This window comes from Desulfocicer niacini, from assembly GCF_054657595.1.
Genome location: NZ_BAAHYK010000019.1, coordinates 77,956 through 103,466 on the forward strand (window position 1 = coordinate 77,956; position 25,511 = coordinate 103,466).

At 48.1% G+C, this 25,511-nt stretch carries 19 protein-coding genes and 2 tRNA genes; 7 read left to right on the plus strand and 14 right to left on the minus strand.

Annotated features, from left to right (window positions below; genetic code table 11):
- The first annotated feature begins 207 nt into the window (after positions 1-207).
- The 3 genes from ACYQ2M_RS12020 to ACYQ2M_RS12030 all read left to right on the plus strand — a co-directional run bounded on the left by ACYQ2M_RS12020 (position 208) and on the right by ACYQ2M_RS12030 (position 4,446).
- Positions 208-1,743, plus strand: a complete 1,536-nt coding sequence (locus ACYQ2M_RS12020) for a sigma-54 interaction domain-containing protein (RefSeq protein ID WP_459916591.1) — start codon at positions 208-210, stop codon at positions 1,741-1,743.
- Between the two features lie 264 nt (positions 1,744-2,007).
- Positions 2,008-3,678, plus strand: a complete 1,671-nt coding sequence (gene pgi / locus ACYQ2M_RS12025; RefSeq protein ID WP_459916592.1) for a glucose-6-phosphate isomerase — start codon at positions 2,008-2,010, stop codon at positions 3,676-3,678.
- A 180-nt stretch (positions 3,679-3,858) separates the two neighbouring features.
- Positions 3,859-4,446 carry a response regulator gene (locus tag ACYQ2M_RS12030; protein ID WP_459916593.1) on the plus strand — a complete coding sequence of 196 codons (588 nt, stop codon included), beginning with the start codon at positions 3,859-3,861 and terminating at the stop codon, positions 4,444-4,446.
- Here the strand turns inward: ACYQ2M_RS12030 and ACYQ2M_RS12035 are convergent.
- The 4 genes from ACYQ2M_RS12035 to ACYQ2M_RS12050 form a co-directional block, all read right to left on the minus strand.
- Positions 4,443-5,105, minus strand: a complete 663-nt coding sequence (locus ACYQ2M_RS12035) for a PqiC family protein (protein ID WP_459916594.1) — start codon at positions 5,103-5,105, stop codon at positions 4,443-4,445. The two genes, ACYQ2M_RS12030 and ACYQ2M_RS12035, sit on opposite strands and share 4 nt — an antisense overlap.
- Positions 5,106-5,325: 220 nt before the next feature.
- Positions 5,326-6,447, minus strand: a complete 1,122-nt coding sequence (locus ACYQ2M_RS12040; protein ID WP_459916595.1) for an MlaD family protein — start codon at positions 6,445-6,447, stop codon at positions 5,326-5,328.
- A 128-nt stretch (positions 6,448-6,575) separates the two neighbouring features.
- Positions 6,576-7,373, minus strand: coding sequence for an ABC transporter ATP-binding protein (locus ACYQ2M_RS12045; RefSeq protein ID WP_459916596.1), 798 nt, complete (start codon positions 7,371-7,373; stop codon positions 6,576-6,578).
- Positions 7,374-7,377: 4 nt separating this feature from the next.
- Complete coding sequence (locus tag ACYQ2M_RS12050; RefSeq protein WP_459916597.1) at positions 7,378-8,499, minus strand: MlaE family ABC transporter permease; 1,122 nt, start codon at positions 8,497-8,499, stop codon at positions 7,378-7,380.
- A gap of 340 nt (positions 8,500-8,839) precedes the next feature.
- Between ACYQ2M_RS12050 and ACYQ2M_RS12055 the strand changes: the two genes are divergently transcribed.
- Both ACYQ2M_RS12055 and pta read left to right on the plus strand, forming a co-directional pair.
- Positions 8,840-10,537: a DUF6909 family protein gene (locus tag ACYQ2M_RS12055; protein WP_459916598.1), complete on the plus strand. Its 1,698-nt coding sequence runs from the start codon at positions 8,840-8,842 to the stop codon at positions 10,535-10,537.
- A gap of 70 nt (positions 10,538-10,607) precedes the next feature.
- Complete coding sequence (gene pta, locus ACYQ2M_RS12060) at positions 10,608-12,716, plus strand: phosphate acetyltransferase (RefSeq protein WP_459916599.1); 2,109 nt, start codon at positions 10,608-10,610, stop codon at positions 12,714-12,716.
- A gap of 71 nt (positions 12,717-12,787) precedes the next feature.
- Here pta and ACYQ2M_RS12065 read toward each other — a convergent pair whose 3' ends face one another.
- From ACYQ2M_RS12065 to ACYQ2M_RS12075, 3 genes are all read right to left on the minus strand, one after another.
- On the minus strand, positions 12,788-13,132 hold the full coding sequence (locus ACYQ2M_RS12065) for a hypothetical protein (RefSeq protein WP_459916600.1): 345 nt from the start codon (positions 13,130-13,132) through the stop codon (positions 12,788-12,790).
- 311 nt (positions 13,133-13,443) lie between these two features.
- A tRNA-Ala gene (locus ACYQ2M_RS12070) sits at positions 13,444-13,519 on the minus strand.
- A gap of 69 nt (positions 13,520-13,588) precedes the next feature.
- Positions 13,589-13,664: transfer RNA gene (locus ACYQ2M_RS12075), tRNA-Ala, on the minus strand.
- A 250-nt stretch (positions 13,665-13,914) separates the two neighbouring features.
- Here ACYQ2M_RS12075 and ACYQ2M_RS12080 point away from each other — a divergent pair.
- Both ACYQ2M_RS12080 and ACYQ2M_RS12085 read left to right on the plus strand, forming a co-directional pair.
- On the plus strand, positions 13,915-15,804 hold the full coding sequence (locus tag ACYQ2M_RS12080; protein ID WP_459916601.1) for a peptidylprolyl isomerase: 1,890 nt from the start codon (positions 13,915-13,917) through the stop codon (positions 15,802-15,804).
- Positions 15,805-16,274: 470 nt separating this feature from the next.
- Positions 16,275-19,160, plus strand: coding sequence for a M16 family metallopeptidase (locus ACYQ2M_RS12085; protein ID WP_459916602.1), 2,886 nt, complete (start codon positions 16,275-16,277; stop codon positions 19,158-19,160).
- 42 nt (positions 19,161-19,202) lie between these two features.
- Here the strand turns inward: ACYQ2M_RS12085 and ACYQ2M_RS12090 are convergent, their stop codons facing one another.
- The 7 genes from ACYQ2M_RS12090 to ACYQ2M_RS12120 all read right to left on the minus strand — a co-directional run bounded on the left by ACYQ2M_RS12090 (position 19,203) and on the right by ACYQ2M_RS12120 (position 25,484).
- Positions 19,203-19,418 (minus strand): asparaginase domain-containing protein, encoded by a 216-nt coding sequence (locus ACYQ2M_RS12090; RefSeq protein WP_459916603.1) that lies wholly within the window; start codon positions 19,416-19,418, stop codon positions 19,203-19,205.
- Positions 19,384-19,587: an asparaginase domain-containing protein gene (locus tag ACYQ2M_RS12095; protein ID WP_459916618.1), complete on the minus strand. Its 204-nt coding sequence runs from the start codon at positions 19,585-19,587 to the stop codon at positions 19,384-19,386. The genes ACYQ2M_RS12090 and ACYQ2M_RS12095 overlap by 35 nt, the downstream gene beginning before the upstream one ends.
- A gap of 150 nt (positions 19,588-19,737) precedes the next feature.
- Positions 19,738-20,232 (minus strand): regulatory protein RecX, encoded by a 495-nt coding sequence (locus ACYQ2M_RS12100; protein WP_459916604.1) that lies wholly within the window; start codon positions 20,230-20,232, stop codon positions 19,738-19,740.
- Entirely contained in the window at positions 20,210-21,001 is a 792-nt protein-coding gene (locus ACYQ2M_RS12105) for an acyl-[acyl-carrier-protein] thioesterase (RefSeq protein ID WP_459916605.1), read from the minus strand. The genes ACYQ2M_RS12100 and ACYQ2M_RS12105 overlap by 23 nt, the downstream gene beginning before the upstream one ends.
- Entirely contained in the window at positions 20,988-21,308 is a 321-nt protein-coding gene (locus tag ACYQ2M_RS12110) for a YqfO family protein (RefSeq protein WP_459916606.1), read from the minus strand. The genes ACYQ2M_RS12105 and ACYQ2M_RS12110 overlap by 14 nt, the downstream gene beginning before the upstream one ends.
- Before the next feature lie 393 nt (positions 21,309-21,701).
- Complete coding sequence (locus ACYQ2M_RS12115; protein ID WP_459916607.1) at positions 21,702-24,971, minus strand: hypothetical protein; 3,270 nt, start codon at positions 24,969-24,971, stop codon at positions 21,702-21,704.
- Between the two features lie 174 nt (positions 24,972-25,145).
- Positions 25,146-25,484 carry a peptidylprolyl isomerase gene (locus tag ACYQ2M_RS12120; protein WP_459916608.1) on the minus strand — a complete coding sequence of 113 codons (339 nt, stop codon included), beginning with the start codon at positions 25,482-25,484 and terminating at the stop codon, positions 25,146-25,148.
- Positions 25,485-25,511: the final 27 nt, after the last annotated feature.

Sequence of the window (25,511 nt, forward strand, 5' to 3'; positions counted from 1 at the left end):
GTGGATATTCAGGGCTTTTTGTAGGAAAAAATTTGTAATATCAGAACCTTTTATCCATGGTCTTTTGGCTTGACTTTCCATTATGAGGTGTAATAGATATATAAAAATTTTTTTATATATCTATCCGTTTGCGCGGGCAACCTTAAAGTAATCCGCACAGTGGGAATGCCCCACCTCAGAATTTAATTTGAAATACAGGAGTAATGAATGACCTTGGATATTAAGCTGTTGCGAAAGAAGTTGGGTATTACCAATGACGTCAATATCTTTTCCATTCTGGCCGATTTGCATGAGGGAGTGCTCATTGCCGATATCCGGGGGGAAATCCTTTACTACAATAAGGCCATGGCAAAAATTGATGATCTTGACATATCCTATGCCCTGGGGAAAAAAATAACGGAACTGTACCGGCTCAAGGAAAAAAACTCCACCACCATGATCTGTATGAAAACCGGAAAAGCCGTTCGGAATAAAGTGATTGTCTATCGCACGCGTTTGGGAAAACTGTCCAATGTCATAAGTAATGTCTTTCCGCTTTTCAAGGATGATCAAGTGGTGGGAGCAATCAGCTTTACAAAGGATTATCAGATGCTGGAATCCATCATATCTTCGAAAAAACCCTGTGTCGCGTCTTCGGGGAAGGAAAATTCTCCCCGGTATACTTTTTCAGATATGGTGGGAAAGAGCGGTGGGCTGCTCCATGCCGTTAAGACAGCGGAAATGGCATCTGATTCCCCGTCTCCCATCATGATTTCCGGAGAAACCGGAACCGGCAAGGAGCTGTTTGCCCAGTCAATACATAACCATCGCAGGACGTCAGCCCACAGATTTATACCAATCAACTGTGCTGCTATCCCTGAAAATCTCCTGGAAGGAATTCTTTTTGGCACCTCCCGGGGGGCGTTCACAGGGGCCATTGACAAGCCTGGTCTGTTTGAACAGGCCAATTGCGGTACGATTTTTTTAGATGAGCTGGATTCCATGCCCATTGCCCTCCAGGCAAAGATGCTGCGGGTGGTACAGGAAAAGAAGGTGCGTCGGCTGGGTTCCCTGGAAGAAACCAATCTAAATATTAAAATTATCAGTGCCGTGGGCAGACCGCCCCGGGAAATTATTGATTCCGGTGCCCTTCGACAGGATTTGTTTTATCGTATGGGGGTTGTTTTTATCCATCTCCCGCCCTTGAGGGAAAGAGGAGAAGACATGGCACCATTGGTGGATCATTTTATCCGGAAATTCAACATAACCCTGGGGAAAAATGTAGCAGGTCTGTCCCGGCGAGTGACTGCACTTTTTGCAAATTATAAGTGGCCGGGCAATGTCCGTGAGCTTGAGCATGTGATTGAGGGAGCCATGAACATGGTCAATGATGAAATTAGGATATGTCTGAGACATCTACCCCTTCATGTGCTCAGTGCCCTTGGCCATCAAGAAGATCAGGGCGGGGCATTGGCCAGTCATGGCGGTCAGGAGCAACTGTTAAATCCTGTGCAGGCCGGGAGATTTGAAACGGGAGAAGCAAGACAGCCCACTCTTTGTGACATTCAGAATGCAAATGAACATAATCGCCTTTGTGAGGCCCTTGAAAGCACCCGGGGAAATGCTGCAAAAGCTGCACGTATTCTTGGTATTTCTCCCCAATCACTGCACTATAAATTGAAAAAATTTAAAATTGATCGTAAAAATTTTCTTGTAAATCAAAAAATTAATCATCCAGAACAGGTTCGCAAGCCAAGAGGGTGAATCAGGGTAAAAAACATTTAACGTAGTTTTTTTGTTATAGTGTATTGTAATTTATGTTGTAAATTCAAGGGCTTTGAAAAAAAATATTTATTTTGATCAATAACATGTTGAAATTATAAAGAATGTGTGGTTAAGTGTAACAGTGAAGAAAATGAATGGCCCCCGGGGGTGTTGCCGGTGGCCGGGGGGACGTTTATTAACTGTTGTTTCATATGGCGATCATATGAACAGATGTTCTCCATTATATTCAACGCGAGGTGTTAGATGGCTCTCAATACCATATCTCCTTTACAGACAGATGAATGGCAACAGCTCAACGACCATTTCCAGGACATGAAAGCGGTGCATATGAAAACGCTTTTTGCCAGGGATACAAGGCGATTTGAAGCGTTTTCTCTGGGATTCAATGACATTCTGGTGGATTATTCCAAAAACATTCTCACTGGACAGACCCTGAGCCTTTTAATTGCCCTTGCCCGCAGGATGGGGCTTGAAGATGCCATTGATAAAATGTTTTCAGGCGATGTAATTAACACAACGGAAAACCGGGCTGTTCTTCACATTGCCCTGAGAAATATGGTAAACACACCTGTTATGTATCAGGGCAGTGATGTGATGCCCGGGGTTAATAAGGTACTTGCAAAAATGAAACGGTTTTCCCGGGACATTGATGCCGGAAAATTGATGGGTTACACCGGAAAACCCATCAATACCTTTGTGAATATCGGCATCGGCGGGTCGGATCTGGGGCCGCAGATGGTTACCCAGTGTCTGGAACCATATGCAGGAAAGGGGAGGGCCGTTCATTTTGTTTCCAATATTGATGCCACCCATCTTTTGGAAACCCTGAAAAAAACAGATCCCGAAATCACCCTTTTTCTGGTGGCTTCCAAGACCTTTACCACCCAGGAAACCATGACCAATGCCCATTCCGCCCGGCAATGGCTTCTGGGGCATGCCGGTGGTGATGTTTCTGCCATTAAAAAGCATTTTGTGGCCATATCCACCAATGAAGCTGCTGTGGCGGACTTTGGCATTGCTCCTGACAATCAGTTTGAGTTCTGGGACTGGGTGGGGGGACGATACTCTCTGTGGTCTGCCATTGGCCTGTCCATTGCGTGCTACGTGGGATACGATAACTTTGAAGCCCTGCTTCGGGGTGCGCATAAAATGGATGGGCATTTTAAAAATACGCCTTTTGAACAAAATATTCCTGTGGTGCTGGCATTGATAGGCATCTGGTATAATAATTTTTTTGGTGCCGCCACCGAGGCCATACTGCCCTATGATCAGTACATGAGCAGGTTCCCCGCCTATTTTCAGCAGGCAAACATGGAAAGCAACGGTAAAACAACGGATCGAAAAGGTGATGGGGTATCCTATGACACCGGCCCCATCATATGGGGAGAGCCTGGCACCAACGGGCAACATGCCTTTTATCAGTTGATTCACCAGGGAAGCCGTATGGTACCTGCGGATTTTCTGGCACCGGCCATGAGTCATAATCCCCTGGGGGATCACCACGAGATACTGCTATCCAATTTTTTTGCCCAGACTGAAGCCCTGTTGTTTGGAAAAGACAAGGACGCTGTGCGCAGCGAGATGGAAGCGGCCGGAGAAAATCCTTCAACCCTGGAAATGCTGTTACCCCATCGTGTATTTGAAGGAAATCGTCCTACCAATTCCATCCTTTTCAGACAACTGACCCCGGAAACCCTGGGCAGTCTCATTGCCATGTACGAACATAAAATTTTTACCCAGGGGGTGATCTGGAATATTTTTTCCTTTGACCAGTGGGGGGTGGAGCTTGGCAAGGCCCTGGCACGGAAGATTCTTCCCGAGCTTGTCACTCCGTCCCCTGTCAACACCCATGATTCTTCTACCAACGGACTGATAAATGCCTATAAGGCCATGATCCAAAAGGAAGACTCTTAGATGGGTTTAACAGATATATAAAAAAAGCATATCTTAAGATCTCATCAGTCATAAGTTTTTCGATTTGTCACAACATAATGTGCTCCTTTAAAATTTTAAACAGCACATGCCGTATGAGAATGAGAACCTGCGACTCGTGAGTTAACATTTATTTTTTAACAGAAAAGGTAGAGAATTCATATGAACACTGAAATTCTGACAATTCCCCAGGCGGCAAAGTTCTGTAGTGTAACCCGGATGACCATGTGGAGATGGGTAAAAGCCGGCAAAATTAAAAGTTTCGTAACCCCCGGTGGGCATCATCGCATTGCCAAGAGTGATCTGGAAGACGCCCTAAGAGGCCATGGCATTAAATACATCAGCAGGCAACTGGATGCGTCTCCCAGAATTCTTATTGTGGATGACGAACCCCTCATTGTCCAGGGTCTTCAAAAGCTGTTTACTCGTAAAAAATGTGAAGTCCAGACTGCATTGAACGGCTTTGAGGCTGGGGTTAAATCAAAGGAATTTAACCCCGATCTCATCATCCTTGATCTGGTCATGCCCAAAATGGACGGGTTTGAGGTGTGCCGGTTCCTGAAATCCAATGAGTCCACCTCGCATATTAAAATACTGATTCTTACGGGATACAGTACCAAGGAGAATCGGGCAGAGATCATGGATGCCGGTGCAGATGCCTTTATTGAAAAACCGGCGGATAATAAGGAGATCGTTCAAAAAACCAAAGAACTGCTCAAGGACATGAACTGGGTTCGGCTGAATCTTTAATATGAATCAGTCTTTTGTCGGGCCATGGCAATCTTTGTTGCAATGGTCCGACACAGTTCTCCCAGTGCGTTGCTATGGGCCATGGCAAGGGAATCAAACCCTTCCCTGGACATAGCTTCTGTGATTTTTGTTTTTTCCGATGCAATAAGCCGGGCACCGTCCTTTTGATATAATTGCCATCTGGCGATAAGTTGTACCTCCTTTCCTGAAATTCCATCCATCCGCATCACTTCAATGATGACTTGAAAATCGGGCTCGCGGCTGCGTTTCCATGGATATCGGACTATGCTGTTTGTGGCCAGCAGGGCTGACAGGTTTTCCTGAATGGTCAGATATATCTGATCTGTGGGGTTACTGATCCACTGATCAAATTCGGATATCTCAACCCTGTGGGGTGCTGGGCGGATCACAATCTGGTTGCGATCAAGATATTTGGCAAGCTGCAGGGGGCCAATCCCCACAAGGGGGACTGTTATGTCCCGGGGTATTGTTCCTGATACAGAAGCAAGGGCTTTTGTTTCCACCGGGGCCAGGCTGTAATACCGTGTTGGCTGGGTGGACAGGCAGCCGGGAAGAATGGCAGCAGCCGGGATGAACAAAAAAACAGTCATGAAAAAAGAGATTAAAAACGGTCGGTGAGGTTTTTTTTCAGTTCGCATGTCTTGTGTTCCTTTATTTTAAAAAATAAGCGGGGCAGCATGGTTCAAAATACAGTGATGTCGGGTAAAAATGCCCCGAAATTGTAAATATATTAGGCTTGTTTGTGTACATTTTGGACAGTGCCCCATATTCTGCTGTTTGTAGCTGTGTAGCATACTAATGCTATGTGAGCAGACTAAAATAGGTGAAGATGGGGTGCGGCCAAATATTGACCCGGAATTATTGTTTGCCCTGGATCAGGGCTTCGGGGTGTCGCTCCAGATATTGGGTCAGATTGCGAAAGGCCCGGGCCGCATCGGACAGTTCTTCCAGGGTGCTGGTAAGCTGGTTCATGATAATGGAATCCGGATGGGAGATGTCGTCCATTGCCTTCAAGGTTGTGGTGGCCTGTCCTGCGGTTTTCTGGAGACTCTGTGCCGTTTGCTGCAGGGCCTGGGAAATGGGTGTTATTTCATTGTTGACGGTGGTCAGCACTTCCTTTGCCCTTAAAATCGTGGCATCCATATTGCTGCCCATGTGCTTTACCTGCTGATCCGTGTTTTTGACAAGGGTTTGAATGTCTGAAAGTGAGGTGTGTACATGCCTGCCCATGGAGGTGATCTGGTGGCTGGTACGCTTTATCAGGCCTCTGGTATCTGAAATGGTTGCTTCAATGGAGCGGGTCACGTCGGGAATTGATTCATCCACATTGCCTGCCAGTTGACCGATGCCTTCCAGTGCCCGGGTTAATGTCTCCGTCAGTCTGCCCATTTTGTCGGAATTCAAGGTGGTTTCCAGGGTGCTGATGATGGAATGCAGCTTTGCAAAGATATCCTGGATGGGCACCTGTTTTATCTTCTGGGCAAAGGCTTCAATGTCCGATTGAATGGTGGGAATCTCTGGAAATTCAGATGTTGTCTGGTGGAGAACCGCAGGTTTGTTTGGGTGAAAATCCAGGGAAACCAGTAACTGTCCCGTCACCATGCTCTGAATTTCCAGCTGAGCCCTGAGCCCCTGTTTTATCAGAATATCAAGATTTTTGTCAAGTCCTTCCCAGGCATCTGCTTTTCCCGGAACCATGATGCTTTCTTTTTTGATTTCAATGTAAACCGGGATGGAAAAAAAATTCTGCTGTGAATCGGCATGGATGCGGATCTCTTTAACCGCACCGATCTTGACGCCCCCAAGCACAACCGGGGACCCTATGTTAAGTCCTTTGACGGAATTTTTAAAATAAAGAACATAGGTGTTTTTTTCCGATAGAAATGAACCGGAACCAAATATGACAACGGCCCCCAAGGTCAGGGCAAGGGCGATGACCACAAAGGCTCCGATCAGGGTTTTGTCTGGCTCTTTTTTCATTGAATTAATGGATCTCCATGAATGTTCTGGGCTTGGTTATGATATTGGCCGGTCACCACCCACGAGGTGGACCAATGGAATCAGGTGCGTTTGATGATCAAGTCCAATGTTTTTTCCCGGGGTTGTTTTTATGGCTGTCGCTCCCGGTTTGCTGCAGGCTTTGCTCTTTCCTTTTTCCCTTCCCCTCTGGTGAGAAACTCAATTATGGTGGGGTTGGCTGCGTTTTCAAGGAGTTCTCTGGGAGCCCCCCCTCCAATCATGGTTCGGGATGTCGGATCCAGAAACACGGAGTTGGTGCCTATGGCAAAGATACTGGCAAGCTCATGGGTGACCACAACAATGGTGGTGCCAAGGCTTTCTTTTAGTTCCAGAATCAGATCATCCAGGTTTCGGGCACTGATGGGGTCAAGTCCCGCCGAGGGTTCATCAAAAAAAAGAAGCTCAGGGTCCAAGGCCATGGCCCGGGCAAGACCTGCACGTTTCTTCATGCCCCCGCTGATTTCCGATGGATAGTGACTCTCAAATCCGGAAAGTCCCACCAGGGACAGTTTTAATTCAACCTGTTCCCGGATCTGTCCCGGGGAAAGCCGGGTGTGTATTTCCAGGGGCATGGCCACATTTTGTGCAAGGGTCATGGAACTCCACAAAGCACCGCTTTGGTAAAGAATGCCGAAAGTCTGCATCAGCTGACGTCTTTTTTCCGAAGGACTTTCCCAGAATTGAATCCCGTTATAGGAAATATTTCCCCTGGCGGGCCGCTGCAGTCCCACCAGGTGGCGAAGCAGGGTACTTTTGCCGCAGCCGCTGCCGCCCATGATGATAAAAATATCTCCCCGGTTCACCGTGAAGGTCAAGTGCTGCTGGATAACTTTGTTTCCATAGGCCATGGTGAGATCATAAACTTCAATGTGTGACGTTGCCGGCATTTTATTAAATTCCAATGACATTGCACAAAAGGGTGATGATGGCCGTTGCCACCACAATGGCCACGATGCTTGACACCACGGCTCCGGTGGTTGCCTCTCCCACGGCGGAAGCACTGCGGCTGCATTGCATACCCTTAAGGCAGCTGGCCATGGCCACCAGCGCACCAAATACCATGCTCTGGAAAATACCGATCCAGAAGCTGTTTAGGCCCACGGATTCCCGCGTCATGTTGAAATATTCCATGAAATTAAGATCCAGCATGAAAATGCCCACCAGAAGTCCCCCGATTATTCCCATGAGATCTGCATACACACATAAAAGAGGCATGGCAAGTGTAAGCGCCAGGACCCGGGGGAGAACCAGAAATTCAATGGGATTGATGCCAAGGGTTTTAAAGGCGTCAATTTCCTCATTAACCTCCATGGTTCCGAGCTGGGCAGCAAAGGCCGCACCGGTGCGACCGGCCATGATCACACCGGCCATGACAGCCCCCATGACCCGGATCATGGCAATACCCACAAGGCTTGCCACATAGATCTGGGCACCGAACATCACCAGCTGCACGGCCCCCACAAAGGCCAGGATCAGCCCTACAAGGCAGCTGATCAGGCTTACAATGGGAAGCGCCCCTGCGGTGCACTCTCTTAGTACGGGAAAAAAAACAGATCCTCTTATCTTGCCCCGGCCACGCAAAAGATTGAAAAATGCCAGGGCCACCTCTCCGATGAAATTGAGAACCTCAAAAAATGCTGTAAAGCCATTTGCCACGGCCGTACCGACTCTCTGAAAGAATTGGTCTGGGGTCAGCGCCTCCTTTCGGGGTGTTTTGCCATGCCCGGTGGTGGCAAGCTTTATAAGACGGTTAACTCCCCGGGGAAGTTCTGTGGTTATAAGCCGGATTCGTCTTTCATCACAATGGCGTTGTAACTGGATTACAAGACTGACCAGTGCGCTGTCCCATTGTTTGAGACTGTCCGTATTAAAGGAGATGCTTTTAAGATCGGGGTGGGTGTTAATGCGGGCAATGATTTCGTCTGTGGATCCAAGGGCGGCATTGATGAGAACTGCCGTGTCAAGGCGGATGATCAATTCATTGTCTTTTGTGAGCTGGTAACCCAAATCCATATGACTGGTGTTGTCCTTGCGTGAAAATGTGCTTTGGGATTAATTCTGAACCAAAGGTACAATAGCGCGTTGATAAGGTCAACAAATTAAGAAGAAGCTGAAAAATTCTGATCGTCTCCCTCCCCATGGATCATGAATCCCCCGACAGGGAAAATGGCAATACGCCCAGGCATTATGACCAAGCTTTCTTTAAATTTAAAGACTTGGTTTTACTGCTATGATATGATAACCACATTTTCTTGGAAAAAACGGGTATGGATTGTATCCGCCCCAGCGGGTCACAGTTTCCCACGGTTCTTGAAATGGCCTATGAACGGATTGTCTGAGGAAAGGAGTGTAAATGGAAAATTTAAAGGAATCCCAGCGGGCCCGGGTGGCCATTCGGGAGTTTAAAACCATCACCGATTCCCTTGCCATCAGGGGGTTTTATCGTCCTTCCGGTCGTTTCGGCAAAGCCCTTGAGGGCTGTTTGCGGGATTTGAGCCCGGAAATTTACGGTACCATGAACGATGCCAAAGTGGTGGAACTCAAAGGGCTTGAGTATGTTATTGACCGCCTTCCCCAGGGGGTGGAAAAAAGCACCAAAATTATTCTCACCGATGAAGATGAATTTGAAAATACACCGTTCAAGCGTCTTGAACCCTTAAAACGCAGACGGGTTTCCTATCAGATCAGCCCCCATGAATTTTGCTTCATTGTCTCCCGGGGTATAAGTGAAATTTATGACATCATCACCCACATGACCTTTTTAAACATCGAGGCAAAGAAAATATATCTTAAAATGCACGATGATTATGGAAATATCCGCATTGAATGGGAGCGCCTTGAAAAGGTAGTGGATCATGTGTCTGAGTTATCCATGGAAGCCCTGGATTCTGCTCTGTGGAATTTGAGCATTATTCTTGGCAGACCTTACCATGAGACCCGGGAAACCTATGAATATCTGGAAAAAAATCGTATTGCCTCCCAGACCAACAGCGGGCTTTTTTCATTGATTTATCATCTGGGTAAACGCATTGAAAGGGAGGGGCTGGCCCGGGAGAATGCCCTTGTGATTTATTTTGCTCCCTCATTGATGAACATCATTGGGCACCAGCGATATGGTAAAATCTGGGCAGGCAAGATCAAGACACAGCTTTCCCAGATGGGGCTTAAGGACCGACCGTTGCACATTGTCAGTGCCAATATGCACAGTGTGGTAAATGCCCTTTATGGGTATGCCGCCCTGGCCGAGAAAAAACAAGGTGCTGGAGATGATGATCTCTACGCGTTTTTCACGTCCATCAAAAATGAAACAGACACTATTATTTCCTTTGCCATAGAGCGGGGGTTAACACTGCTGCCCGACGAATCGGGCTCCAACACCCATTGTCAGCTTATTGATACAGCTCTACTGGCCGATGTTCCTTGTCATCCCCTGTTGAAAATAAATGATGGGGAGTGTGATAAAAACATGCCGGTGATCCTTGTTATGGATTATGCCTTTGGTGCCCAGGCATTTGAGCTTATGGAGCAGTTGTTGAAACCCGGAGAGGACAGTACCGGCAGGTGGCCTTTGAATCTTGCGTCCATCTCCATCATGGGAAAGGCCGGAATTCTCACAGGAGAAAAGGGAGATATCATGCTGGCCACGGCCCATGTGCTGGAGGGTACTTCTGATAATTACCTTTTCAATAATGACCTTGACCCCGAAGATTTTGAACCTGGCATCGCCATTCACAAGGGAACCATGGCCACGGTGCTTGGCACTTCTCTTCAAAATAAGGATGTACTTGAGATGTTTCGCTCGGACTGGAACGCAGTGGGCCTGGAGATGGAAGGGGGGCATTATCATAAAGCCATTAACGCATCGGTGATCAAAGGCAATATCTTGCTGGATGTGCCCGTCCGATATGCCTATTATGCCTCTGACAACCCCCTGGTCAGTGGGAACACTCTGGCTGCCGGGGCCATGGGGATGGAGGGGATCCGGCCCACATATATGATCACCATGGTGATTCTAAAAAAAATAATGGCCTGCCGACACAACGAAGCGTAAAAATGGCAGTAACCACCTGCCACAACGAAGATTTAGTAAACATACATAAGGATAGTAAGAAAAGAACATTATGACAGACAATTTATATATCAGTGCCACCGGTCACCGCAGTGGAAAAACAGCGGTGACTCTGGGGGTTATGGAGCTGCTGCTGCGGAAAATTAATAAGGTGGGATTTTTTCGGCCCATTGTCCAGGAAAAAAACGGAGTGAACAAAGATATCCGCCTGATCTCTTCCTGTTTTAACCTTAATATTCCCCTGGATCAGATGTATGGGCTGACAGCGGAGGATGCCACGGAACTTGCCTCCCATGGCAGGCAGGAAGAGGTGTTTGAAATAATTATCAATCGCTATAATGCTTTGAAATCAAACTGCGATTTTGTGGTGTGTGAGGGTACCGATGCCCTGAGCGATACCGCTGACTTTGATTTTGACATCAACGGGGAAATCAGCAAGAATCTTTCTGCTCCGATGCTTCTGGTGGCTGGTGCCCAGGGGAAAACCGTGGATGAAACGGTGCAGGCGGTGGAAATGGCATCGGCATCCCTTGTGAAACGAAAATGCCGTACCATTGGCACCATTGTCACTCGCACCGAGGGCTCGTCGGGCTGGGAGATCATGGAACGGCTTTCAAAAAATTCCCAGTATGAGAATCAGCTGCTTTACACCATTCCCGAGGAGCCGTCTTTGAACCGGCCCACAGTGAATGAGATTGTGGCTGCCCTGGATGCAGAAGTTCTGTGGGGAAAAGAGCAGTTGAATCGTCATGTGTATCACTTCGGCATTGCTGCCATGCAGCTGAGAAATTTTCTGCCTAGAATCGAACATGGTGCCCTGATCATCACCCCGGGGGATCGGGCCGACGTTATTGTGGCCTGTCTGGCGGCTGTGTCGTCCCGGTCCCAGAAGAACATTGCGGGCATTGTGCTCACCGGGGGGCTTAAACCCACAGGTCCGGTGCAGGATCTCATTGAGGGGTTTCCGGGGATATGTCCCATTTTAAGCGTTCAGGAAAATACCTTTCCCACAGCCACCCGCATTAACAATATCAGCGCCGGTATTTTTCCCGGGGACAAACGTAAAATCACCCGGATTCTGGCGGCCTTTGAAAAACATGTAGATGCGGAAAAACTGGCTGAAAAGGTTATCAAAACCCGCACCACCATAAAGACACCCCAGATGTTTGAGTTGGAACTGATCCAGAAGGCAAAGGTCCATAAACAGCACATTGTCCTTCCCGAAGGCGAAGAGGAACGGGTGCTAAGGGCTGCAGAGATTCTGCTGCGGCGGGATGTGGTGGATATTACCCTGCTTGGCAACCGTGAAGAAATTGAGAAAAAAATCAATCGTCTGGGGCTTCGCATGCCCTCTGTGAAGATCATTGATCCCCCCAGCTCTGACTTTCTTGATGAGTATGTTCAAAGCTACTATGCACTGCGTGAACACAAGGGGATTACCCCGGAATTTGCCCATGATACCATGACCAGTGTCAATGAGTATGCCACCATGATGGTGTTTGCCGGCCATGCCGACGGTATGGTTTCAGGCTCGGTACACAGCACCGCATCCACCATTCGTCCGGCCCTGCAGATATTGAGTACCCGGCCGGAATGTTCCATTGTGTCCAGTGTGTTTTTCATGTGTCTGGAGGACCGGGTCCTGGTGTATGGGGATTGTGCCATTAATCCGGACCCCAATGCCGAAGAGCTGGCCGAGATTGCCATTACTTCGGCTCAGACGGCCAGAACTTTTGGTATTGAACCGGTGGTGGCCATGCTATCATATTCCACTGGATTTTCCGGTAAGGGGGCAGATGTGGATAAAGTGAGACGGGCCGCAGAAATTGCCCGGAAAAAAGCCGATACCATCATGCCGGGCCTGAGGCTTGAGGGTCCCATTCAGTACGATGCTGCTGTGGATTCCTTTGTGGCCAAAACCAAATTGCCTAAAAGCGATGTGGCAGGTGCGGCCACAGTTTTTATCTTTCCTGATCTGAACACAGGAAACAATACCTACAAGGCGGTGCAGAGATCTTCCGGAGCCGTGGCCGTGGGGCCGCTTCTTCAGGGTTTAAAGTACCCCGTCAACGATCTCAGCCGGGGATGTACCGTGACGGACATTGTCAATACCATTGCCATTACCGCCATTCAGGCCCAGGGGGCCAAGGGGCTTTTGTAGAAAAAAACAGGATAAGACTCTGATCTTCTTTGGTGCTCGACCACCCGTTGGGGTGGTCGAGTTTTTTATTTTCAGTCTTTGAGCAGCTCCAAGGACCTGTCTCCGCCGCAATAGGTGTCGGTGTAGTCCCTGAAGGCCACATCATATCCCCATTTAAATCCTCTGACATATGCCTCACTGTTTTTATTTCCATCGTTCTTGAGATGGGCTTTTACGTTGTCTCTGATCAGGTGGGGTAATTGTGTGGGATAATTAATGCATCTGTAATCCAGTGCATCCTGTTTTGCCGCAAGTTCACCGGCATTGCTTCCCATATAATAATCGCCACTGGACGGAGTGGGGGTCATGCGCTGGCAGGATATGGTGAACAATAACGCGGAAAAAATAATAAAAATAGTGATCTTTGTAATTTTCATGTCTGCCTCCTTGGGAAAAGAAATTCAGGACCTGGTGTGTTCAACACCGGTCAGCTGGCGTGTTACGGTTCATGAGTTATAATGTAGATCCGAACAAGGGGAAGTCAAACGAAAAAAATAAAGCCCGGGAAAGAAACAGAAAAGGCAAAACAAAAAAAGCCCTTTTACTTTAATTCCGAGACCCCTCATGAGAACATGGAATAAAATAAAAAGGCAAAAAACACAGCCATCTCATGGCAGCAAACACCTGCCACAAAGAAGATCAAAACTCAAATTATTAAAAATATTTGGAACACAATTATTTATGAAAATGGTGGAGCTGAGGGGGATCGAACCCCTGGCCTCATGACTGCCAGTCATGCGCTCTCCCAGCTGAGCTACAGCCCCACAATTTCAACAAAATCAAAGCTTATGATAGTGCTGCTGGTTCTATGGCAGTAAAAAAGATTTTCTTGATGGTGGAGCTGAGGGGGATCGAACCCCTGGCCTCATGACTGCCAGTCATGCGCTCTCCCAGCTGAGCTACAGCCCCCCCGAAGAAAAACAAAACCTTAATAGTTGAAATCCAGACGTCTGTCAACATATATTTTGAATCTTTGTATGGTTGTGAAGGTTTTTTTCGGTCTTTGAGCATATCGGGCAGGTATCTGAGTCGCTGATGTTTCCATAAAAAACCGCGTTGTCACGTATAAAGGTTGACACCTGATATGGGAACGGGTTAAAAATGCAGATTTGTAAACTGATATTTTTTTCTCAATTATGACATAGCGTAAGGAGAGTATATGCTCAGGCTGATGCGTGAAAACACCGGATCATGGATTATTAAGATCATTCTTGGTCTGATTGTCCTTGTTTTTGTATTTCTGGGAATGGGATCCATGGGATCAAAAAAGGGCAGTCAGGTGGCATTGGTGAATGACACGCCGATTACAATGGACGCATTCAGACGATCCCATCAGAATGTCATTGAGCAGATGCGCCAGCGATTCGGTGATAATCTCAATGACGACCTGCTCAAACTGCTCCAGGTGAAGAAAATGGCCATGGATCGCCTCATTGAAGAACAATTGATCTCCCAGGAAGCAGATCGCCTTGAAATAACGGTGTCCGATGAAGAACTTCAAGCGTCCCTTGTGTCCATCCCGGCATTTCAAAAAGAGGGCCACTTTGACCTTGACACCTACAGGCGGGTGCTGTCCATGAATCGACTCAGCCCGGAGATCTTTGAGCCCACCCACAGAGAAACCCTGCGCCGGACCCGGGTAAGGGAGCTGATACTCAATAATATCAAGGTCAGCGATATGGAAGCCCGGGCCTGGTACACCGAGAATGCCACCCAGGTCAGTATTCATTATCTGTTTGCCGATCCGGATCAGTATCAGGAGGTTACCCCCACCCAGGATCAGACTCAGGCCTATTATGAAAAAAACAAAGACAGTTATAAGTCTCGTCCAACGGTAAAGGCCCGGTACTTAAGCTTCAGTGCTGCTGATTTTAAAGGAAAGGTCACCATCTCTCCGGATCAGGTGGAAGCCTATTACCTTGCCAATGTCAGTGAATTTTCAACTCCTGAAAAGGTGGATGCAAGCCACATTCTTTTCCGGATGGCCGAAGATGCCGATGAAGAAACGGTAAAGGCTGTGGAAAAACAGGCAAGGCAGGTGTATGAAAAAGCCATGGCCGGTGAAGATTTTGCCGAACTTGCAAAGACATATTCCCAGGACGGCAATAAGGAAAATGGCGGATATCTGGGGGCTTTTGCAAAACAGGACATGGTGGAACCTTTTGGAGACAAAGCCTTTTCCATGGCGGTCAATGAAATATCAGAACCGGTCAGAACCATGTTTGGATGGCATATTATAAAGGTGAATGCCAAGTTTGAAGCCACCACCCGCTCACTGGAAGATGCCCGAAAAGATATTGAAAAAAAACTTGAAGCCCTTGAATTGAAAAATGCTGCTTACACCGCTGCTTCCAAGGCCTTTGATGCCATCATTGATGGGGATGATCTGGAACAGGCAGGCCTCATTGCCGGAGCAAAGGTTCTTGAAAAAGGTCCCTTTGATGCCACCGGGCCCAAGGACATGGGTGCTGATGCCGGTGCCTTTGCTCAAATTGCTCTGTCCCTGCCCCCGGGGGAAATCAGTGATGTAAAGGAAGTGGGGGATACCTTTTACATTCTCCGGGCCATGGACAGGACAGAACCCCAAGTGCTTCCCCTGAAAGAGGTAACTGCCAAGGTAACCGCAGCGGTGAAAAAGCAGCTGCAGGACGAAAAAGCCGAAGCCACAGCAAAGGCCTGGCTTGATCAAGTAACCCCGGATAAGGGCCTTGAAGCCGTTGCGGCAGTAAACAGCATTGCCTTGAAGTCAACGGCTCTTTTTGGACGAAGGGGCACCATTCCTGAACTGGGGCAAAGTCCGGAAATCATCAAGGCCGCCTTTGAACTGAAAGAAAATGCATTTTATCCCGGGGTGCTCAAGGGGAATGATGGGTATTATCTCATCTCCTTGAAAGAGAAAAAGGTACCCGGAGAAGAAGAGATAAAGAAAAATCTGGCGGATGTGAAGCAGCAGATCAAGTCCATGAAACAGAATTCAGCCTATGGTGAGTGGATCACTGTATTGAAGGAGAACAGTACCATAGAGATTCAGCCGGATATTCTGGACTGAAATCGTTAAAACTTTTTCTATCTGTTTCTACTTGTTTTTGCCTGGACTGTGTGGCTGAACTTTTGGCCTTGTGGGATTTTTAAGCATAAGTGAACTGGCCGGAGCGCATTGCTCCGGCCATCTTTTTTGAGGCGTACCTCCTGGGCCCGGACGTCATCCTGCCCCCATTTTGATCTGGTTACATCGCATTCGTATGCGGTTTGATTCCAAACAGGGGAAGATGGGGCCTGGTCATATGCATAGGGGAGGCGGGCCAGATATGTACAGAACCTGTATACAAAATGGACCATCTGTCATTTGCCAATTCCTCATTTGATGATTAGCATGTCAATTGACCGTGGGTCTGAAATCGGATAATCGGACGCAAGCCTGATATCTTCTCCCAAGTGGCAGTGGTATGGGACAAGCGTTTTAACTATTAATCACATCAGCCCGTGCAGGATGCTTACATATCCACTGGAGGCTTTGGCATGATGAATAAAAAATGGTTCTTACTTTTGATGACTTTAACTTTGCCCTTGATAGTGGGGGCGTGCAGTGGTTTGGATGATAATCGGAAAGTGTCACAGGATAAGGTTCCCGGAAAGCTGTACCCGATGGACGAAGGTCTTACCGGGAATTTCGCGGGGGATATGGCTCCGGATCCCGCATTGATACAGGGAACCCTTGACAATGGATTGCGGTATATACTGCTTCAAAATCCTACACCTGAAAATCGCATCAGCATGCACCTTGATGTTCAGGTAGGCTCCATGTATGAAGCCCATGGGCAGGAGGGATCGGCCCATTATCTGGAGCACATGCTGTTTAATGGCCTGACCCATTATAAACCCGGAGAACTGGTGGAGTATTTTCAATCCATAGGCATGATGTTCGGCCCCGATGCCAATGCTCACACCGGATTTTATGAGACGGTGTATGATATCTTTCTGCCCGCCAATGATGCTGACAGCATGAATAAAGCCCTGGGGGTGTTAAACGATTACGCCCAGGGTGCCCTGCTGCTGCCGTCTGAGGTGGAACGGGAAAGAGGGGTTATACTGGCTGAAAAAAGAGAGAGGGATTCTGTGTCCTATCGCACCTTTAAAGCCTCTCTTGCCTTTGAAATGCCAGGTTCCCTGGTTTCCCGTCGTCTTCCCATTGGCACGGATGAGGTACTGGAAAAAATGGACACGCCATTGCTGAAATCCTTTTATGATACCTGGTACCGTCCGGAAAACATGGTGGTGGTCATGGTGGGTGATTTTGATCCGGACCTGGCAAAACAGCAGATTGTAAAAAATTTCAAAGACATGGCTCCCCGGGCGCCGGCAAAGCCATTGCCTGTGGACAACTGGACCCCCCATTCCGGTATTAAAGCCTTTTACCACCACGAGCCGGAGGCAGGTAACACAGAGGTGTCCATTGAGACGGTGAAAAAAGCTTCCTTTAATACAGATACTCTTCGGGCCTATCACCAGCGCACCGTTGAGGAAATGGGGAACATGATTTTGCAGAATCGTCTTTCCCGGGCGGTGAGCCAGAAAAAGGCGCCCTTTTCCGATGCCGGAGCTTATTCGGGTACCTACTTTCGTAATGCTCATTTTTCGGTGGTTGCCTCGGAATCAGATCCGGATAAATGGAAGGACTCCCTGACCTTTCTGGAACAGGCCCTGCGCCAGGTGCTTGTTTCCGGATTTACGCCGGCGGAACTTTCCCGGGTGAAGGCCGAATTTATTCAATCCCTGGAAAGTGCTGTCACGCGATCGGAATCCCGGGAGAGCGGTCGTATTTCAAGAAAGATTATCGGCCAGATTAATCGAAAGAGGGTGTTCCAGTCCCCTGAAAATGAACTGAAAATTTTAAAACCTTTTATTGATGATCTTACCACCGAGGATGTGACCCGTGCATTCCAGGCATTGTGGAAAGAAGATCATCGCCTGATAAAGGTCACCGGTAATGCAAAGATATCCGGGGCATCTGTTTCTCCGGAACAGGTAATAACAGATCATTATAAAAAAGCTCAGGCCCTTCCGGTGACCCCTTGGGTTAATGAGAATCTTCTGCCCTTTCCTTATCTGCCAAGGCCTGGGACCATGGGTAAAATCAAGACAAAAAATTTTGTCAGACAAGAGGGCATTGTACAGATTGATTTTGAGAATCAGGTGCGATTGAACATTCGCCGCAGTGATTACAAGAAAGGTGAATTTGTTTTTAAGGTGGACTTTGGCCCGGGGAAACAGTCCCAGCCTATACAGCTGCCAGGCCTTGCCATGATTGCTGAAAATGTGGTCAATGAAAGTGGCCTTGGTACCCTGGATCAGGACGAGCTGGAAGCGGCCCTGGCCGGAAGGGATGTAAGTCTGGAGTTCGGCATGGAGCAGGGAAATTTCTTTTTTTCCGGCAAGGCAGATGCAAAGGAAGCCGTGCTGGTGTTTCAGCTGCTCCAGGCAAGTTTTGTGGACCCGGGATTTCGGGAGACTTCCTTTGACCTTGCCCGGGAACGATACCGTCAGATGCACCGGGAGCTCTCAGGATCACCCCAGGGCATGATGGCCCTTGAGGGAGAGACGTTTCTGGCCGGTGGTGACAATCGTTTCGGCATGCCTGGTCTTGAAGCCGTGAACAGGATGACGCTTAAAGATGTAAAGGAGTGGCTTGTCCCCGCCTTTGCCCGGGCTCCCCTGGAAGTTTCCGTTGTGGGGGACATCAGTGAAGAACAGATTGAAACCCTGGCTGCCACCTATCTTGGAACCTTGCCCGTGCGGGATTTTGTCCCATATGACACCACCTCGAGGATGCCGGGATTTCCCACGGGAAAGACCAAGAGCATTGAAGTGGATTCCAGAATAAACAAGGGCCTGGTTCATCTGGCCTTTAAGACAGATGACTTCTGGGATATTCACCAGACCCGGAGGCTGAACCTGCTGGCCCAGGTTTTTTCCGAGCGCATGAGAAAGCAGATTCGCGAAAACCTTGGGGTTACCTATTCACCCCAGGCCATGAATGAACCTTCCCAGACCTACCCCGGGTATGGGGTTATGCATGCCACGGTGGCAACTTCCCCGGACATGGCCGATGAGGTTATACATGAAATGGAAAAGATTGCCGATGAGCTGGCAACGAATGGCGTGACAGCAAAGGAGCTGTCCCTGGTGTTACCTCCGGTGCTCACCCACATAAGGGACATGCAGAAAAAGAATCGCTACTGGCTTAAATCCGTGCTGTCCGGTTCCCGTAGTCATCCCGAGCAGATTCAGTGGACCCGGGAGATTTATTCCGACTACAGTGCCATTTCCCCGGAAGATCTGTCACAGCTTGCCTCCCGGTTTTTAGGCCGGGAAAACCGGGCACGACTGCTTATTCTGGCCCGATGAAACCGTCGGCCTGGTCAGGGCCACTTTGGGGTGGGGGCAGGCTTACGGCTTTGCCTGTTTACCCACCTCTTTTTTTACCTGAAACTGTTTTGCTTCTCGGTTTTTTGAGACCTTGTCCAGATCAAAAATCCTGCCGCTTATGGCAATGTAAACCCCGGGGTGCAGGTATTGGCATTGCACCGCTGCAATGGCAGGTCCGAGGGTAAAGGTGGCATCGCTTGATTTAAATCCGGCAGGTTCCATGGCACCGGTGAGCACAATGATTGTTTCCCTGGATGGGTTTCAGGGCAAAGGCAGTATCCATCATGGTGTCGGTGCCGTGGGTGGTCACAACAAGCTTTGCCGGATCAGTAGATATGGTCTCAAATATGGTTTGTCGATTTTCAGGGGTTGTCTCCAGTGAATCTTTTTTTAAAAGAGATATGATTTTTTACTGAAAGTTAACCCGGGCGTCCTTGGGGATGTTTTTGATGGCCGGGGGGCCCACATGGTATTCGCTGAGGGCATTAAAATAAACCTTGTCTATGGTACCACCAATGGCAAAAAAATTTATTTTTATGGGAAAAAATCTTGTTTTTTATGGGTGTTTGGGCTTTTCCATTTCTGAAACAACGCTGTTCCAGGTGTTCAGGGAAATTTCATAGCCGAACCCCCGGTACCGCAGATAATTAAATACCTTTTTCCTTAGGGATTCCATATCCAGGTGTTGCCAACTCCTGAGCCTTGATCTTACCGCATTCCAGGCAGAAGTTTGCTCATCCATTCCTTCAAGTATTTGATCAATGATGTTTTCTTCAATTCCCTTCTGCCTCAATTCACAGCCCAGGGCGAATCTGGATCTGGGTTTGTGACGTTCCCTGCTTTCCACAAACATCCGGGCAAACTCTTCGTCATTCAAGAGGTTTTCATTCATCAGTTTTTCTAGGGTGAGATCCATCAGCCCGGGGGGGATCTCTTTTTTTGTTAAATGTCGTTGCATTTCCGCCACGCTGCGGGGGCGGGGAGCCAGAAATCTCAGGCAGATATCGTATGTCCGGGCAGGGGTTATTTCAGCTGTTTTGTGTTTTTTCATTCCATGTGACCTTCAAGGTTGCCAGCGTTTCTTTATTTGTTTTTTTTGCAATGGCATGCACTGTAACCGGCAGGTTTTCAGTTAGAGAAATCTGGGTGTGTGACACAATGGCATCACCATAAAAAGCCTGTTTCTGGAAGATGACATCAATGGTCCCGGGTCGATACTTTTCCAGAAATTCCCTGGGAAGGGTTTCAACGGCCCATTCCACGTAAATGGCGTTGTTCACATGTCGATTCATATCAAGATCATGCATTCTGACTTTGAAAAATAACTCAAAATCCACCCTTTCCAGGGGGCCGGGGGGAGGTGTGAAGGGATTCTCGGTCAAACAATGTGCCAGCATGTCTGGGGGAAGAAGTCGATCCAGCCGTACCGGTCGCTGGGTGTTTTTATTCACCATTACCCAGGCCACCCGGGAGGTGATAAAACTGGTTTTTCCATCCGGGCGAGCCATGTCTATCTGGCGAATTTCATAGAGATTTTTAAAGGAATGCCGGTGGGTGTGGATGGATATTGTGTCCAGCCACTGGGGATGAGCATGGATTTCTATTTGGTAACGATGGATCACCCAGGTAAAGTCATGCCGGGCCAGATCAAAGCCCGACACCCCCAGGTATCCGGCATGTTCCGATGCCGTGTCCTGGAGAAAATTCATGATGCTGACAATTTTCATCAGCCCCTGGTCGTCCATGGTTGAATAGCCCATGGTGAACTGTCTTTCAAAGGTGGCTGTGAAGTCCCGGGTGTGATGATTACATATCTTCAAGGGTCACCGCATGAATGGCATGGTAGGCAGGGGTTTCGTAAGGGTGGACCCGGACAAGTTCCTGGAGCACCTCTTTGAGGATGTCATCGGCGCAAACCATGTCCACCCGGGCCTCTTTTGAGTGTTCAATGATGTTTTTTTCCCCCCTGAATGGATCACTCCCCGGTAATGGTCGAAATTGCCCTTGACCCATGGTGTGCCAGGCACAAGAGTCATAATTGCCCATTTTACCTGCTCCTTTCTGGAACAGGGCGGTTTTCATCGGCTCAAGATGCTCCGGGGGGACGTAAAATGATATCAGGTACATGGTTTTTCCTTAACTTTTTTGAATTGTTTTTTTATATAACCCACATGTCTTGATGGACACAGCGAATATTAAAAATGCTACCATGCCGCCGCTTCGACGGTCAATGGGCTCGCCCGGAATCGTAGACGGCCCAATTGGCAGCTTCCTATTGCCCGTCGGGGGGCGGTTCTACTGAGGTAAACTTGAAGGCTACTTTTTCATATAAACATACATGGGGATGCGCCCGTAAGCACTTGCCACAACGAATAATGAAAAAATAGTTACGGTTAACACCCAGCACCCAACATTTTCTTTTTCATAGAAAAAATGTCGACAGCAGAGCCCCCAATCATGCAAAAAAAACAGGCTGAAAATAAACAAATCACCAGAATCTATGACAAACTGTGTTTTTTTTCAAGGAAGTTTTTCCAGCAGGGTCAGGGGTGTGGTCAGAATATCCTTTAAGGTATTTATGATACCCTTGGTGATTTCCACGGGGGAAAGCGCCATGACCACAGGATCATGGAAGGAACCCTTTGCCGTGATGGGTATGGATAGCAGATCTCCCTTAAACATGGTGTTGATGATGGGTAGCTTCTGAATCAGGCTGTCAACGGATTTCAAGGGGGAGATAAAAATGAGAAGATCCATGGTTTTTGCCAATGGATCAATCCATCCGGTGATGATCAGAGTCATGTCCACGCCATTAACCAATCCTTTTTTAATGTTAATCCGGCCATTTTCCATCTTGCCCTTGAGGATCAGGGTGTCATAGGCAAATCCTTGCTGTACAAGATCCGGCAGTTTGCCCTTTAAAAGGCTTGAGACATTGATCACGGATAAAATCCGTGAAAGAAGGCTCATTTGGAAAATTCTGCCCTCCCGGGCATAGAGTTCAAAGGGACCCTGGCACTGGGAAACAAGTTCTGCAATGGGGTTGTTTTGTTTCATGGGGGGGCTGGCCCCGGGGGTTCCCGATAAAGGGGGTGCTTTTCCGTCAGATTGCCGGGGAACAGTAGATGTGTCCAGCCCGGTGCCCGGAAATTCAATAATGGAAGACAGACTTGCCTTGAAATCGTATCTGCCTTCAATGAGATTATCCGCTTCCATGAAACACCCAATAGATGTGTATAGATCTGCATTTTCGGCATGTGTTTCAAGGGCCACCTTCAAGGTGTTTTCCTCCTGGCGGAAGATGCCGGTAATGGGCAGACCACAAAGACTTGATTCTTTTATGCTTACCTTCATACCCTTTTGCAAAGGCGTCAGCTGTAAGACAAGGGGTGAAATTTTAAAATCATTGTATTTAAGGGTGCTGGTATGGATCATTAGCGGGCGGGGCATCAGGTGTGAGTGGAAAATGGATGGCAATCCCGGTACAGTATTATAAGTTGCCTTGTTTTTACTTTCCTGATGATTTTTTGTGGAGCTTTTTTGCTGAAGGCCCAGGTTGTCATATTCGTTGTCACTACCCGGAGTGAACGCTTTCTTATCCCCTGTTTTCAGGGCATTCAGCAGTTCGTCAACATCCAGACCGTCTATAAACAGGGTGACGCCCTTTTCCGGCCCAGAGCCAATAAAAACAGATCCTTCATTTCCAGGCAGGCTTGTTTTCCGGTCGGTGGCGGTTTCCGGTGCAAAGAATTTTTTTATGGTGGCAAGGGTAAGCTTTCCCTCAACATCAAGGGCAGATCCCGGGTGGTATGTCAGCGTGGTATTGGAAAGGGGGGGATCTTTTATTTCAACAGAGTTCAGGGTGATACTGTCTTTGGGGGTATTGGCCATCACCTTTATGGATACGCCCCGGGGAAAAGTGGCCTTTGCCTGGAGTGAAATTTGCCTGTTAACGCGATGAAGACTCGTATCTGTGATGACAATGGGGGTGTGAAGGTCTTTAAGCATGGACTGCTGGGCCGGGGATAAAAACGTAAAGGGACCCTTTCCCGCAATCAATGTCATATCATGAAGGGTTGCCGTGAAATTGTTTACAGCGAGGTTTTTCGGAGAAATATCAAAATTAAAGGCAATATCAGAAATACCCCTTTTTTCGGAAGTATCGTAGATTGAACCTTCCATGAAATATCCCTTTGCGTCATATAGCCACGGCCCAGGTCTGGAAAGCGATTTCTCCAGGGTCAGCGCATCCAGACGTACCGTGCCCCGGGAAGATAAAAGGGGGGGCACAAAAGAGGAAAGGTTCTTAAATTGAGACAGCCAGACAAGCATATCCCGGGCGTCAAAACGTCCCTGGGCGGATCGCAGGTCAAGATCATGGGGAGAAACAAGGCAGATGTCGCCGGATACCCGGGATACCCGGCTTGTGCCGATGGTCCCTTCAAATTCATGTAAGGTGACGTTTTCCTTATCAAAGGCAAACTTTTTCCCTTTTAATTGAAAATTTTTACCGGGAAAGCGCTCATAGGTTCCGGACAGTTGAATGTCATTGCATTGGATCGCTACATCAAGGTGGCCTGGGGTGCGATTAAGGATAAGTGTGCCCTTGGCACTTCCGGCGGTTTTTTGTAAAAGCGTCAGTTCACGGGCAAGGTGGGTGCCCGGCAGCAGAGACTGGAGAACCCCGGGCAGTTTTCCAAGATCGGCTGTGAGAAAAAATTCCCCGTTAAAAGGATGTTTCTTATCCAGCAGATTTACCTGAAGGTGTCCTTTGTTCAGGCGGGAGCCTTTAACCATTGCCTTGGATATCTGGGGCACCAGTAGACCATTTTGCACGGTTACATCAGCTGAGACATCGGTTGCCACAAGTGCGGTGGCCGGGATGGCAATGGTTCCACCCTGTATTTTCCCCTTGATAATCATTTTTTTTGGATCAAAAAGAAAATTTCCTGCATCGTTTTGAAAATCAACGGTGATGTGGGGTACCTTTCCATCTTGGATAATATGGCAAAGTGTTGTGGCAATGCCGCTATTTTTTAACAAGGTGGATGTCATGGCCCTCAGGGGGGAAATCAAAACCGTATCACCGGAAATGGAAAGGCTTGAGCTGTGGGGGTCTTTATGAAACCCAAGGGCAAGAAGCATGGCCGGTGAATCAAATGCCATGGGATCAAGATCCATGGTAAGCATTTCCGGTGTTTTTTTAATTTTGCCTTGAAAGGATCTGGCAGAAATTATCTGTTCCGGGGTGGTCTTCAGTGAAATGTCAAGAGACCCTCCTCTGATCTTAAGGGAAAAGCGCTGTAAAGATGTGTAGGAAAAGTGCAAAGCAAGGGTTTTCAGGGTGGCCGTCTCAAGCAATTCAGGGAAGGGCTGCAGTGGAGGCGCATCACCAACCGGGGAGGGCAGCAGCACCATCTGTTTTAATACAATTTCACCGGTGAGAGGCCGCCGTGTTCTGGAGAAAAAGACTTTAAGATCAGGAAATAAAAGGGCTGTTTGAATCCCGAGTGATACACTGGAGCCGGTGTGAAGGCGAACTCCGCCAAGGCGAAACCCGGGGCGTGGAAAAAGGGTTATGGCAATGTTGTCTGCCATGATGCTTTTCCCCAGTTCCTGGCCGATGAGTTCAAAGGCCTTGGTTCTTACGTAATTGGTGTTGATGATCCGGGGCAGTGCAAGGGGTAGGCTTATCAGGATAATCAACACAAAGACAACGGAGCCTATTATCAGACGTCTTGTGCGACCTGGGTTTGATTTTTCTGCCATGTTTTCATGGGGGGTGCACATGGAGGGAGGTCTCCTGGTGGATCTGAAAACCGGGGTATGGTGACAGGGGGCTTATTACAACGCCAATCCCTGGTGTGTTTTGAATTGGCCGATGTTTTTTAATCAGGACCGACCATCCCCGATAGTTTTCGGGCCCTCAAGGATGATCGGGTGCTTATTGGTTTACAAATTATCTTATTCCGTGCGGCTGGTTATTTCCACCACATGGTATCCAAAGTCTGTTTTCACAGGACCATGGGGTTTACCCACGGCTTCATTAAAAACCACCCGGTCAAATTCCGGTACCATCTGGCCCGGGCCGAACTCACCCAGTTCTCCGCCTCTGTTGCCGGAGGGACATTTTGAATGCTTTTTTGCAAGTTCGCCAAAATCGGCACCATTGTTTATTTCATCAATCAGGTTCTGACATGCTTCTTCTGTTGCCACCAGAATATGGCGGGCACTGGCCTTTGCCATGGAATACTCCTTAATGTTTATGGGTTGTACTACTATTTTTCCGGCTTCTTTGTACATGGTAACTGCTTTTATCTGTCATTACAG